This window comes from Dietzia sp. E1, from assembly GCF_014145015.1.
Classification (GTDB): Bacteria; Actinomycetota; Actinomycetes; order Mycobacteriales; family Mycobacteriaceae; genus Dietzia; species Dietzia cinnamea_A.
Genome location: NZ_JAALDU010000128.1, coordinates 1 through 12,291, shown reverse-complemented (window position 1 = coordinate 12,291; position 12,291 = coordinate 1). Strand labels below are relative to the sequence as shown.

The following is a 12,291-nucleotide window of genomic DNA, read 5'->3' as shown; positions in this document are numbered from 1 at the left end:
GGCCTGACCATCACTCGCGCACTCGTCGAAGCCCACGGAGGGCACATTCGAGCGCACAGCGACGGGCCCGGCCAAGGTGCGAGCTTTACTGTCGAAATTCCAAAGCCGGACTAAAGACGACTCAGGTGGCCGCCGGGCCGAGGGGGTCAGGGGCGGTCATGCCAGTACGCCTGAGAATCCGTCGGTGGCGTCGAGGTAGCCGACATCGCGCAAGGCCGCCTCGAGAACCCGGACATACGGAAGATGCAGTTCGGTAGCCATGCCATCGAGAGTCGCTCGGGCCGGCAGACCGCGCAGACCGCGGGTGCGCCACAAGTACAGATTCTGGCGGGTGATCCCGATTCGGCGGGCCAGCTCGGCCTCACTGACGCCGTAGGTGTGCTTGTGAGCATCAATGAGCTCGACCAGGCGAGAGGTCTCCATAGTCCCGAGTATTCGCCTGCGCTGAGTATGTCGTCAAGTAGTAGTGGACGCTCTCGACAAGTACTACTTTACATAACGTCTGGTTACCGGTGTCGTCCCGCCGCCAGTCGGAGAGGGCGCCCGCTGGCTCGACCTCGTCAATGTGTCAGCGCGATTCTGTGGCTGGGACGAGCTGGACTGGAGCCTGCGAGTGGAAACAAAGGGTCCTGCCTCGACTTGAGGCAGGGCCCTTCCTTTTTCTTCGGCTAGTTCAGTGAGCGGCGTCGTACGCCTCGACGATGTCGGCGGGGATACGTCCACGGTCAGAGACCGTGTGCCCATTGGCGTTCGCCCACTCGCGGATCGCTTTGGTGTCGGTGCGCCCGCCCGAGGTGCGGGCGATCTGCTTCTTCTTGTCGCCCTTCACTCTGGTCGCCGCTGACCGGAACGGTTCGATCGCATCATCGAACAGAGCGGCGTTTTCGGCGCTCAGATCGATGCTGTAGTCCTTGCCGCGGTAGCTGAACTTAATCGACACGGCCTCGTCTCGGTCTAGTTCCTTACCGTCGAAGTCGTCGATGAAGACTGCGGAATATACGACTGCCATTGTTCTCCCAAAGATTGTCAAGGTGCGGGACTAAGTATCCACACTTGACGATCTTGGTCAATTTTTCAGCAAGCTAGGAGTGGCAATAAAAACAGCTTCCCCAGTATGGCCAGTGGGCTATCTCACAGCTTGGCGATATCTGGGGTTGTTCCGCACGTCCTCGGTCGGCTTAGTGCTGCTGAACGGTTTTTTGCGGACGGTCGGCAGCAGCGTTGTCATCAGACCACTTAGAGCGTGCCGGCAACCGGAAGCTCACCACATGCCGGTTATAATTCCCAGCATCTCTTCCCAATGCCGCAGCGGCAGCAAGTGGCCCTCGTCCCGGTAGAGTTATTTCGACAAGCGGGGTTCCGGCGTGTGTTTGTCGCTGGGTCATGATTCCTGCCGGGCTCGGTGCAGTGTCGCGTACATAGCCAGCACGTTATTGACGCGAGGCATCGTAGTCGAGATCCGACCACGCATACGGCAGGGGTGGAGGTCGTTTAGAGGGGATTGCAACCTCAGACACTGAGATGAGGTTCGGCGCCGCACCAGACGGCGTTCGTATCGTGTGGTGGCCGACTCCGATCAGTTCGGTGCGCCGTTGTGCGACTGCATGTCCCACCAAGGTGAGGCGATCTCCGAATGATGAGACCTCAGCGCGGACCACTGCCCCATGTCTGACGGTGGCCGGCGAGCAGTTTGTGCTCGCAACATCAATTAAGTCCGCCCGTTCAGCCCAGATATTTAGCACGCGGCTATTAGGGGACTTGCCCCCCGGTCGTGATAAAAGCCAGTCCCACTCTCAGCTCATTTGTCACGGCAGAGCGGTGAATTGGGCCGAACACACTGTAAACACCAAATATCGGGCTACGGAATTGAACTGTCCATTGCTCGCCCTTCGAGTGCGCCTCGATCAAGCTCAACATCTGGTGGACCGGGCGCCGCTTCGGCGGCCGGAGCGCGGGTAGCGGGAGTGGCGAGTGCACCAAGGACCTCGAGACGATCGTAGCGAAACCGGACACTAGTGTCCTATGGTATCGCTGAGGGGCCCTCGGGTGCCAGAAAGGGTCGTGCCGGTCGCTCGACACGGTCGATCGACGGCGATAATGGGCCTGTGCCTATCTCGGATCACAAGTTTTCGCCCATGGAGCTGCGGGAGAGGGAAGTCGTGCGCCGAGCCATCGGAACGGTCGTAGCCCGGTTGCGGAAGGCGGCCGCGCTCTCTCAGGTCGAAGTTGCCGAACAGGCGAACATGAGCGAGAGAGAGCTTCGACGGATTGAAAAGGGAGTCGGCGGAACCCCGCTGGATCGTCTATGGCCTCTAGCCCGTGCGATAAATTCAACGCCAGAAGAAATCGTGCTTGAAGCGCAGAAGCTCATAAGCGCCGACCCAGAACTCGGCTGAGAATACTAATGGGCCAGCCGCGACTCGTTTGATAGGCCGACCCAGTGGCGAGATTTGGCATGGCCGTAGAGATTGACGATCGTGGTCTGCACCCACCAACAACTTTCAGCTAGAACAGTCAGTACCACTGACGGCTAGGCTGTTCACTCCGTCGCGGCCTCCGGCAGGTTGCAGGGCGAAATCCTTGGGCTGATTGTTCGACACGCGCTGGTAAATAATTGGTTGACCAGCCTGCGTGGTGCTCAGGGTGGCGGCACCGATGTGAGACTTGGCGAGGGACGGTAGGTGAGGGCCGCGAGCGTCACTTGCGCGGCCAGCACCTCGTTGAGGGCTTTGAGTTCTTGAACTTCGGCCGTGAGAGACTCCACCTTTTCCGTATTGTCATTTCGGGTTCGGTCTCTATTTGCAGATTGATAAATTTCGATGAGTTCTTTTAGGTCGAGGTGTTTGTGGGTAAGCGCCGTTCGTGCGAGACCAGCTTCCTGGGCTATCGCTTTGACTGATAGCCGTCCCGAACTACTTTCGGATTCACCTTTCAGGGTCCGAATGAGCGCGGCAATGAGTTTGTCGCGTTCTTCTGCATCATCACCGCGTCGGGTCATGAATTGTTCTCTCCTTGTTCGTGTCGGGTGATTTCCTTGGTAAGTTCGTCCGCGATTTGCTGGTTGCGCGCTGCCAGCGGGGCGGGTAAGTAGTCGATTTCAGCGAGTAGTTGGTCGCGTTGCCGCGTCTTCTCTTGGAAGTGGCGGTCGAGCAGGGCGATGTTGGGGCAGCCGCGTTGGCAGTTGGTGAGGTCTGGTGTCCCCGAGTCGCGGTTGGTAGTTCGGGTGGGGTGGCAGAGGGCGGTGGCGGCAACGTACGAGCAGACGTTGTGGGCGTGCCCGTTGTCGTGAATGAGAGTGAGTCCGGATCGTTTGAAACGCTCGAGTGCTGCTTCGGTTTTGACCTCGCCGGCGAACTCGGCAGCAAAGGCGGTGACGCCATCACGGACGCGATTCGCGGCCGGGCCGCTAATGGCAGATCCGCCTTCGAGTTCTTCGGCGAGTAGCGTGAGGTCGTCCCAGGAGCCGAGGAGGGCGTCTAACTCCACTACATCGGGGAAGCCGGACTCCTCGCGCCCCGCGTAGCCGAGGGAGACGACGCTTTTGACGTGCCCGTACTGGATGCCGAGCGCAATCTCACCGCCGGGCTGGTTGGCGATGTGGTAGGCGAGCGTGCGTCGGAAGCGGGTGGTTCCGATAAGCAGGCGAGCGGCGTCACCGGATTGGTTCTCGGAGAGGATGCTGGTCGGCCCGGAGATTGGAACGACCGGGTCTCCGTTCTGGGTAGCGTGGGCGTTCCAGAGCGTGATGAAGCTGCCGAGACTAATACCTATGGAGGACGTGGTGGCTACTTCGCCTTGCCGCTGTTGGCCTTCTCGTGGGCGGCGGTTCCAGGCGAACAAATATGGGGTGTCTGGTCTCGCGAGCTGTTCGAGCGCCTCAATCGCGCGGGCGGCGGGCTCGATGGTCACCCACGGCTGGTCGCGTTGAGCACCTTGACTGAGTTGATCACCGTACTCGTCGCGGAGGCCCTTGAACTCGCGGCCGACGATTGTGTACTCAGCTGCGGCGCTGGCATTGCTGGTGACTGGGTTGTAGCGGAGGCAGCCGCGTTGAAGGTGCAGGACCTCTTGGGGGCGCATGCCGGTGAAGTAGGAGATGAGCACGAACGCTGCCGACCGCACGCTGCCTGCGTCGTAGGACTGGAGCCAGTTGGTGGCGTCCTTCCATTGTCGGGCGTTCTCGGCGGAGAGACGGCCCGGTGGGAGCGTGATCCCTTGCGCCGTGAACCATGTTTCAGCGGTCTTCTTAATGCCGCGACGCCCGACGGTGAGTGTGCCGTCGAGATAGCCGCTGATGACGGTGTGGGCGGCAACGATGAGCGCACTGATCGCCTCAGGGTGGAACGGTTCGGTTTTGTTCTCGTACTCGACTGGGGCAGGACCGAGCCACCGGCTATATTTCGCCGAGAACCATGAGGGTGCGGTGAACGCGTAAGGCGAGGGCAGGTCGACATTGTGGGCCCACAGTCGCCCTAGGTGGACTAGTTGCGCAACCTTGTATGAATAGGCGCAATCCTCGCGTGCACCCACGTGCTCGCCGTACTGGGTCCAGTCGTCGGTGGTGAGGTCTGCGATGCTACTGAGTCCGTGTGCGTCGATCCAGTCCAGCAACAACTTCATGGCGTGGAACATATGGAGGGCGGTCCCGGCGGATGGGAACCGAGACTTCATAGACGTGGTTCGACGCTGAGTTTCCGTATTGAGGACGTTGTAGAGGTAAACCTTCGCCGCTTCGCGATGACGGGGCCGAATGGCAGCGAAGTTGATGTTCAATGTGATCTGGTTCTCGGAGAGCGAGAGGTAGTGGAGCGGCCACACGTCGTCGCCGAAGACTGGCTCCGGTGCTGCTTCGGGAGTCCGGTGGTGACGGTTGGCGAAGAGTGGACTGGTCAGCAGCGGGACGACCGGCGTGAGCCCGACCGTCCGAGTCGCAGCAGTGTTGACGGCGGGGTTGGTCATGTGTCCCAAGTCCTATTCATCAGTCGATTGACCTGGTCCCGGTCAGTATCGGTGACATCAGCGCGGGCAGCGAGGAGGTCGCTGTTCGAGAAGTGCCGATTGGGGACTAGCAGCGAGGCGATGCGGGCATGATGAGCCGCGAATCGCGAGTCCCAGAGGTGTGCTGGCGTGACAGCGCGCAATCCCTCCAGGTGGTCGTGGAGGGCGACGACTCGAGGGAGGTGTCGCTTAAGGACCACCGCGTTCGTACACGCGAAACAAGTCAGGAAGGACGCGCGGCACGGCTCATGAGAGTCGGGAGCATGCTCGTGGTCAACGCAGGCCGAGGCCACTGTGTCGCGCGCACCTGAGTTCACGTCCTCAAGCACGCCGCGGAAATCCGTAGGGAGGTCGTCGACCGTCGCCGCACCGTTCACGACTCGCGCCTGCACGGCGTGGAAATGGTCTTGAAGAACAGTGGCGATGACTGGCTGCACGGCCTTCTTCACCGTCGGATCGTTGAGGTTGTAGTCGATGTTGGTGTTGAGGCTATGACCTTGCGGATGAACTTGTGTGGCGAAGTAGGATCGCAACCTGATAGGAGTTGCAAAGTCCAGTTCGGGGTGTTCACCGCGCCAGGCCCTGAGGTATCTCGCTATCGTGTGGGTATTCGCGTCTACCAGCACGGTGAGCGGGACTGGTCGCGCGTTCCTACCGATCGCATTTACTTGGCCCGAGAGGGACACGAGCACCGCGTCAGTGGGGTAGCCCACCTCTTGTAGCGTGCGCCGCGCCCCGTCGGTGAGTTCGAGAATCATCTGAATCAGGCGGGCTTTGGATCGAGGGCCGTTGTCGGTGTAGGTCTCAGTCCACTCGCTGACGACGCCCCGTCGCGGTTTGGTGAGCCTGACGCGAAGATGGAGCGGTTCACTGCCGTCACGGGCGTCCACTCGGTTGACGTCGCTCACGCCGAGAGTGAGGGCGGTGCCGAGGTTCCAGCCGCAGGTGATGATCAATGCGAGGAGCGCGGCAGCGACTTCGGCGGGAGTCGGGTAGAGGTTCTCCCACAGCGGAAAGAGCGTTCGGTTATTGGTTCTCGAGTTCGGGTAAAGCCTGCGGTACACGCTCGGTGGCACGCGCCGCTTACTCGGGCTCCCGGGGCTGCGGTCTGCTACATCGCCGGTGCGGGCCACCTCGTCGAGGAACTGGGCGTACTCGTAGTCGGGATGGCGGTCGTCATACTCGCCACGCTGATAGGCGTCGACGACGTCCCAGCCATGCTTCACACGGGTGAGGGCATCACGCACGTTGTTGACACAGGTGAGTCGTAGCAACTCGATTTCCTCATCGGTCAACGCGTCGTCAGAGGCCTGCGGTTCCGGTCGCGGCGCAGTCGTCGATTCAATGACGTGTGCGCACTCCGCGCTGATGCCGGGAAGTGTGGGCAGGATGACTCGAAGAATGCGGTGCCGTCTGTAGCGAGTGTAATTGGTCCACAACATCAACCGTTCGCGGTACATCACCCCAGTCAGGTCACTGGCATTGACGACGCCGAGGTCGGAGAAGAACGCCCGGACTGCCGTCAGAGCTCTACCCGTCGTCGCTTTCGTGCCCCATGACCCCGAAGGCCCAGCCATGTCGATGAATCGTTCCATGAGTGCTTTTCGCAGGTTTGGTCCGACGTCAACAGATGTGAAATCGAGCTCGTAGGGCCGTCCGCGTGACGGGGTCACCCGGAGGCCGTCATTGACTGCTTCGCATCTCATGCGTCTGCCACCCGGTCGTCTAGGGCAGCGACCTGCGAGAGCGTGTGGTCGAGGGACAGCGGAGCACCCTCAGCGGCCCGCATGAACCACTCCCACTCCAGGGCCAGAACGGGTGCCAAATAGTAATTCCGAGTGGTCTCGACACTCCGGTGCCCCAGCAGTGTCTGGACTCGCAGCCAGATGTTTTGGCTGCGCACCATCGAGTCGAACGCGCCGGGCGTTAGTGCACCACGCTGGCACATTTCCATGTGTGCGGCGAGCGCAAACACATACAGCGCGAACGAGTGGCGAAGCATATGTGGATGAACCCGAATCGTTGTGTCATCGAGGACCGCGAGACCGGCCCCCCACGCGCCGCGAGAACCCGCCGTTCGGGCGGAAGCAGACTTGAAGACGGTGTTCCAGTTGGAGACGCCGACAGGCTTCCCGCCCGTCCCGAGCCACACCATGAGAGGACGCCGACGCCCCTCCTCATCCAGTGCGTACATGCGTGTGCGCTGGGCGAGCGTGAGGTCGTCCAGCCGCCACCAACGCTCTTCACCAGCCCTTGCGGGTCGGCTCACCAGGACCTTGGTCGGAATCCCTCCGCGGCGGGAAATCTCTTTCAGGATCAGCGGGTCCGCGTCCTGCTCGTAGATGCCAGACCGAAGGCCGAACGCCACCTCGACCTCACGCGCCCCGGTGACATATGACGTGATCGACTGGTGCGTCGCGCGGTCCAAGTACATCATCCGGCCCCGCGACGGGCTCCCTTTCGACAGCGAAGCTGGCACCCGCCCAGAGACCAGTCGCGTGCTGAAATCAGCGCTGGGAATCTCAAACGTCAGCAGCCCAGCACCTTCAGTTCGTCGCAGGCCAGTGTGGTAAAGCAAGTCCGCGTACGCGGTGTTCCTCTCACGCATCATCAACGATTCGCCGCGAGCTGATCCAATCCCCAGCAGGCCCTCGGACCGCCAGCGGTCGTACGCCCGGCGGGTCAGCCAGTTGACGTCCGCTGACAACTGTCCTTTGGTGGCATTGATCCGTCCCGACGGCACTGGATTGCCGGAGATAATTCCCAGACCCACAGCCACGTCGTAAAGCGAGCGAATGGCGACCAGGTTGCGAGCTAGCGTTGATGCAGATACCGGCTCCGCCGGAATATCTCGCAGATCATCATCGCCCGAGGCACCAAAGCGACGCCGGTCCATGAAATCGTTAATCTCAGCGCGGCGCACCGCAAGCCAGTCATTCCCCGGACCAAGCCATCTGAAAAAGAGCGCCACATCTGACGCATAAGCGGAAGCTGTATTGACGGAGTGATACCTCCGCGCCCACTCGGCAACCGCAGGATGAATATTCCCGTTGGCAGTCACCGGAATATAGAGGGGAGCCTTCCGGCGAAGAATCCCAGCCGCCTGGCTCATTGTGGATTCCAGCCACGCAGGCCGGTCAACCATGTCCGACAGCACGCTCAGACGAACGGTCTTCACCTGCGCGAGGTTCATGGGTTGCGAGACGGTCATGTCAGCCAGCGTAGAGCGCACCCAACAGTCGCCGGTTACTATATAAGGAGCGACCAGGAACAGACCTGGTGGTTCCGGTGGGCGCGGCCCATCGTCTGCTCGGCCAGGAGCCCCGAGTAGCGGGCCTGGTGGAAGAAGCCTCTGCGCGGGGTGGCGGTCGCGAACGACCCGTCGGCGAACTGCTCGCCCGCCTGCAGGTTGATCGCGGTGGGGGTGTTGAACACCACCACCGGCGCCTCGCCGCGCTGGAAGCGCATCCGCTCGGCCTCGGCCTCCGGATTGGAGCCGTAGATCCGCGCCACCGGGATCCCGTCCGCTTCGAGCATCTCGGCCACGGGGTGCGCGGCGGTGGACACCATCTCGGTGGCGATGAGCACCTGGAATCCGCGTGCGAGTTCCGCCTTGGCCGCGGCCACCGTGTGCTCGACTCGGATCATGGACGCTTTTTGCCGCAGCCGCACCAGGGCGGCCAGTCCGCGGGCGACGTTGTTGCCCGTCCGGGCCAGCTGCATCTCGCGCTGAAAATCGCCCCATTCCAGTTCGTAGGCCCGCCACTGGTCCGCGGTCAGCTCCACCAGGTCCACGTCGAAGGGTGGCGGTCCCCACGGCGCGGACCGGGTGAGCATCAGCGGCGGATCGTGCCGCAGCAGGATGTCGCGCACGTCCCTGATGGCGGCCTGCTGCGTCTGCAGCGACTCCTTGGCCTCCGCGCTCCACGTCCACTTCCCGTAGGAGGGTTCCAGGGGCACGCCCCGGTCGGCCATCGCTCGACCGAAATCCGCCCACTGGGTCGGCGGATCGCCGTGTACCTGGGCGTACAGCGACGACATGTAGCCCCATTCGCCTGGGTGATGCCCCGGGGTGGCGGTGATGGTCAGCACGAACGGGGACTTCTCGTGCGGTCCGTCCATGCGAGTCAGTCGCCGCATGTAGCTGGTGCGCTTGCTGTCGTGGCGGAACTGGTGGGCCTCGTCGATCACCGCCACGTCGACCTTGAGTCGAGGCCGCCCGTTCCGGGCCATGAGCTTGCCCAGGCTGTCGGAGGACATGATGATCCAGCGCAGCCCGTCGTCGCCCCCGTCGGTGCTGTTCAGCGCGGCGGTGGTGCGACGCCATGACGGGATGGTGATGCGCGCCGGCCGGTCCACCGTCACGAGGATCGTGCGGGCGCCGCGCATTGTCGCGATGGCCTTCGCCGCGGCCACCGCCACCAGGGTCTTGCCGGTGCCCACATCGTTCGCCAGATGAACCTGTCGGAACCCGCGCTCGGCGGCTGTGGCGATCGCGTCCACATCTGCGCGTTGCTCTGGGCGCAGCGTCATCGGCGCGGCGGTGGCACCCGGGCCCGTACTGCCGTTGAGCTCGTCCTCCCGCCACCGCAGGTAGGAGTACGGCTTACTGGCGTAGGGCTCCAGGGCGCTCGGTAGGGCGGTGCCGACGTACGCGTGCGCGGTGAGCGACTTGAAGTAGGTGACCCGCGGCGGCATTCCGCCGCCCAGCCCTCCCCACGGGAGCTCCAGCAGCCACACCCGCTGGCCGGCCGGGATCGACGGCACCGCCGGCGCCGCGCTGGACTTCTTGGCCGACGTCGCCCGCGTGGAGCTCGCGCTTTTCGCCGACGCCGCCCTCGTGGATCTCGTCTTGCGCCTGGTGGAGGTCTTGCGTGGGGACCGGGTCGCCATCAGTTTCCTGGCCGTTCGGGGGAGGGGACGAGGGCGGGTCGGGTCACAGCGTTCTCCTGGGCGGTCCGGACGTTGGTCGGCCTCACTGTAGGGACTGGGTCGGACTCACCGGGTGGCCGCCGGCACTCAGGCGCCGGGCCGCGTTGCGGAGTTCGTTCGCCGGCGATGGCGGCTCAACGGGGAACCATCCGGCGAGCGGGGTGATGGCAGCGAGTCAGCGACTACCCCCATGGGGTTGCGATTTATCTGTCTGAGGTGCGAGTTTCGGCAGTATTTAGACGACAGTTCAGACACGTAAGGAAGGTGTTCTCTCCATGAGCGGAACCGTTCTCGAATTCGGACTCGACGGCGCGGGAACGGGGGTTCTCCACACCACCCAGATCGTCGGCGGCGAGCACTCGATCAGCGCTGAGGGGCATTCGGCGTTCGGTGGTAAGGACACCGCGCCGAGTCCGCTGGACTACGCCCTGGCGGCGCTGGCGTCGTGCACTCAGGTCACCGGGCAGATCGTGGCAGCCGGCGATAAGAGCATCTCCCTCGGCGAGTGGGACGTGGACCTGAAGGCGCACCTCGACAACTCTGTCCTGGTCTACGGCGCGGAGGGGGTCTCTAACTTCCGCGATGTGACCGTGACGGTTTCGGTGCAGACGAACCTGGACGAGGCCCGCTTCGCCGAGTTCGCAGCTGAGGTGGAGCGGCGTTGCCCCATCGCGACCCTCTTCCGTGGCTCGGGTGTGGAGCTGACCACCGAGTGGACCAACCTGCCCCTCGCGTGAGTGGAGGAGCCCTCCCGGCTCCCTCCCGCAATGCCCGCCGGGGCGCTCACCGGGGCGGATCGGGGTAACCCCGCACAGCCTCGGCGATAGCCGGCGCAGTCCGTGGAACAATGGGCCGCGGACTGCGCCCGCCCATGCGGCGCCGGCCACGCACACGAACCCACGAACTTCCCCCAAGGAGCACAGATGGCGCTTATCGAGCAGGTCGGAGCCCGGGAGATCCTCGATTCGCGAGGCAACCCCACCGTCGAGGTGGAGGTGCTTCTGGACGACGGCTCGTTCGGCCGCGCCGCCGTGCCCTCCGGCGCGTCGACCGGCGCCCACGAGGCCGTCGAGCTGCGTGACTCCGACGAGCGCTACCTGGGCAAGGGCGTCACCAAGGCCGTCGAGGCCGTCCTCGACGTGCTGGCCCCCGCCGTGATCGGCATCCCGGCCGAGGACCAGCGCCTCGTGGACGAGGCCCTGCTCGACGCCGACGGCACCCCCAACAAGTCGACCGTCGGCGCCAACGCCGTCCTGGGCGTCTCGCTGGCCGTGGCCCGCGCCGCCGCCGAGTCCGCCAACCTCGAGCTCTACCGCTTTATCGGCGGCTCCAACGCGCACGTCCTGCCCGTGCCCATGATGAACATCCTCAACGGTGGCGCCCACGCCGACTCGGGCGTCGACGTCCAGGAGTTCATGATCGCCCCCATCGGCGCCCCGACCTTCCGCGAGGCCCTCCGCATGGGCACCGAGGTCTACCACCACCTCAAGACCGTCATCAAGGACCGTGGCCTGTCCACCGGCCTGGGCGACGAGGGCGGGTTCGCCCCCTCCGTCGAGTCCACGACCGCCGCGCTGGACCTGATCGTCGAGGCCATCGGCAAGGCCGGCTACGAGCTGGGCACCGACGTTGCCCTGGCCCTGGACGTGGCGGCGACCGAGTTCTTCAAGGACGGCAAGTACCACTTCGAGGGCAAGCAGCTCTCCGCCGCGGAGATGGCCGACGTCTACGCCGAGTTGGTCAACAAGTACGCGCTCGTCTCTATCGAGGACCCGCTCGACGAGGACGACTGGGACGGCTGGAAGACCCTCACCGACATGATCGGCGACAAGGTCCAGCTGGTGGGCGACGATCTCTTCGTCACCAACCCGCAGCGCCTGGCCGACGGCATCGAGAAGGGACTGGCCAACGCCCTGCTGGTCAAGGTCAACCAGATCGGCACCCTCACCGAGACCCTGGACGCCGTGGACCTGGCCCACCGCAACCGCTACGCCTCGATGATGTCGCACCGCTCGGGCGAGACCGAGGACACGACCATCGCCGACCTCGCCGTGGCCTGCAACTGCGGCCAGATCAAGACCGGCGCCCCGGCCCGCTCGGAGCGCGTGGCCAAGTACAACCAGCTGCTGCGCATCGAGGAGATGCTGGGCGACGCCGCCCGGTACGCCGGCGCCGGCGCCTTCCCGCGCTTCAAGGCCTGAGTAGTCGAGAGGAGGGCTCATGGCCCGCCCACCGCGCCCCTCGGACCGTCGGGGCGACGCACGCGACCGTGCGTTGTCCCGGCGGCCCGGTGAGGCGTCGGGTGCCATCCGACGCCGGGCGACCGGGGCGGGCCGTGGGACCACCGGCGGCCGCGGTACC

The 12,291-nt window shown here is 63.9% G+C and carries 11 protein-coding genes; 4 read left to right on the top strand and 7 right to left on the bottom strand.

Going from position 1 to position 12,291, the window contains the following annotated elements; genetic code table 11:
• The coding region (locus G6030_RS16845) for an ATP-binding protein (RefSeq protein ID WP_347238589.1) at nt 1–114 on the top strand (114 nt) is incomplete at its 5' end.
• A 42-nt stretch (nt 115–156) separates the two neighbouring features.
• On the opposite strand, the gene G6030_RS05435 is transcribed toward G6030_RS16845, so the two are convergent.
• Together G6030_RS05435 and G6030_RS05430 are read right to left on the bottom strand one after the other, a co-directional pair.
• Nucleotides 157–423: a hypothetical protein gene (locus tag G6030_RS05435; RefSeq protein WP_067715495.1), complete on the bottom strand. Its 267-nt coding sequence runs from the start codon at nt 421–423 to the stop codon at nt 157–159.
• A gap of 250 nt (nt 424–673) precedes the next feature.
• Complete coding sequence (locus G6030_RS05430) at nt 674–1,009, bottom strand: Lsr2 family protein (protein ID WP_182642448.1); 336 nt, start codon at nt 1,007–1,009, stop codon at nt 674–676.
• 1,096 nt (nt 1,010–2,105) lie between these two features.
• Here G6030_RS05430 and G6030_RS05425 point away from each other — a divergent pair.
• Nucleotides 2,106–2,396 carry a helix-turn-helix transcriptional regulator gene (locus G6030_RS05425; RefSeq protein ID WP_081470468.1) on the top strand — a complete coding sequence of 97 codons (291 nt, stop codon included), beginning with the start codon at nt 2,106–2,108 and terminating at the stop codon, nt 2,394–2,396.
• 242 nt (nt 2,397–2,638) lie between these two features.
• On the opposite strand, the gene G6030_RS05420 is transcribed toward G6030_RS05425, so the two are convergent.
• From G6030_RS05420 to G6030_RS05400, 5 genes are all read right to left on the bottom strand, one after another.
• Nucleotides 2,639–2,998, bottom strand: coding sequence for a hypothetical protein (locus G6030_RS05420; RefSeq protein ID WP_132064158.1), 360 nt, complete (start codon nt 2,996–2,998; stop codon nt 2,639–2,641).
• Entirely contained in the window at nt 2,995–4,959 is a 1,965-nt protein-coding gene (locus G6030_RS05415; RefSeq protein ID WP_132064157.1) for a hypothetical protein, read from the bottom strand. Before G6030_RS05415 ends, G6030_RS05420 begins: the two co-directional genes overlap by 4 nt.
• On the bottom strand, nt 4,956–6,593 hold the full coding sequence (locus tag G6030_RS05410; RefSeq protein WP_182642447.1) for a hypothetical protein: 1,638 nt from the start codon (nt 6,591–6,593) through the stop codon (nt 4,956–4,958). Before G6030_RS05410 ends, G6030_RS05415 begins: the two co-directional genes overlap by 4 nt.
• Before the next feature lie 107 nt (nt 6,594–6,700).
• Entirely contained in the window at nt 6,701–8,209 is a 1,509-nt protein-coding gene (locus tag G6030_RS05405) for a site-specific integrase (RefSeq protein ID WP_154828146.1), read from the bottom strand.
• 38 nt (nt 8,210–8,247) lie between these two features.
• Entirely contained in the window at nt 8,248–9,891 is a 1,644-nt protein-coding gene (locus G6030_RS05400) for a DEAD/DEAH box helicase family protein (RefSeq protein WP_182642446.1), read from the bottom strand.
• A gap of 314 nt (nt 9,892–10,205) precedes the next feature.
• On the opposite strand from G6030_RS05400, the gene G6030_RS05395 reads away from it, so the two are divergent.
• Both G6030_RS05395 and eno read left to right on the top strand, forming a co-directional pair.
• Nucleotides 10,206–10,667, top strand: coding sequence for an OsmC family protein (locus tag G6030_RS05395; protein WP_182642445.1), 462 nt, complete (start codon nt 10,206–10,208; stop codon nt 10,665–10,667).
• Between the two features lie 186 nt (nt 10,668–10,853).
• Entirely contained in the window at nt 10,854–12,131 is a 1,278-nt protein-coding gene (eno, locus tag G6030_RS05390; protein WP_182642444.1) for a phosphopyruvate hydratase, read from the top strand.
• The last annotated feature ends 160 nt before the right edge of the window (nt 12,132–12,291 follow it).

Bases quoted from the DNA above. Each gene is read 5' to 3' on its own strand.
- G6030_RS05435 (WP_067715495.1), bottom strand. From the start codon at position 423: ATGGAGACCTCTCGCCTGGTCGAGCTCATTGATGCTCACAAGCACACC.
- G6030_RS05430 (WP_182642448.1), bottom strand. From the start codon at position 1,009: ATGGCAGTCGTATATTCCGCAGTCTTCATCGACGACTTCGACGGTAAG.
- G6030_RS05420 (WP_132064158.1), bottom strand. From the start codon at position 2,998: ATGACCCGACGCGGTGATGATGCAGAAGAACGCGACAAACTCATTGCC.
- G6030_RS05415 (WP_132064157.1), bottom strand. From the start codon at position 4,959: ATGACCAACCCCGCCGTCAACACTGCTGCGACTCGGACGGTCGGGCTC.
- G6030_RS05410 (WP_182642447.1), bottom strand. From the start codon at position 6,593: ATGGAACGATTCATCGACATGGCTGGGCCTTCGGGGTCATGGGGCACG.
- G6030_RS05405 (WP_154828146.1), bottom strand. From the start codon at position 8,209: ATGACCGTCTCGCAACCCATGAACCTCGCGCAGGTGAAGACCGTTCGT.
- G6030_RS05400 (WP_182642446.1), bottom strand. From the start codon at position 9,891: ATGGCGACCCGGTCCCCACGCAAGACCTCCACCAGGCGCAAGACGAGA.
- G6030_RS05395 (WP_182642445.1), top strand. From the start codon at position 10,206: ATGAGCGGAACCGTTCTCGAATTCGGACTCGACGGCGCGGGAACGGGG.
- eno (WP_182642444.1), top strand. From the start codon at position 10,854: ATGGCGCTTATCGAGCAGGTCGGAGCCCGGGAGATCCTCGATTCGCGA.